1 protein-coding gene is annotated in these 292 nt (G+C 76.0%); it reads left to right on the forward strand.

What is annotated here, in order from left to right; genetic code table 11:
* Positions 1–105: 105 nt before the first annotated feature.
* Positions 106–292: FAD-dependent oxidoreductase (locus tag B2Y21_RS08260; RefSeq protein WP_292058801.1), on the forward strand; the 187-nt coding region annotated here is incomplete at its 3' end.

Consider the following 292-nt stretch of genomic DNA (forward strand, 5'->3'; position numbering starts at 1 on the left):
GCGCGGCGGCGGCGATCGGCGCCCTGCTGCCGCTGACGGGCGGGGCGGTCGAACCGGCGTTCGAGATGGGCCTGCGGTTCTTCGGGCTGGGAGGCCGCTAGGCGAATGGCGCGCATCCGGCATGACGGTCCTCTGATCATCGGCGGCGGGCTGGCGGGCCTGTCGGCGGCGCTGGAGGCCGAAGCGGCGCGCTCGCAGGTGCTGGTGGTGACGCCCGAGCCGTTGTTGAGCGCCTGCTCCTCGGCGTGGGCGCAGGGCGGGATGGCGGCGGCCCTGTCGCCGCAGGACAGCG

It is taken from the genome of Brevundimonas sp. UBA5936 (assembly GCA_002430835.1).
GTDB lineage: Bacteria > Pseudomonadota > Alphaproteobacteria > Caulobacterales > Caulobacteraceae > Brevundimonas.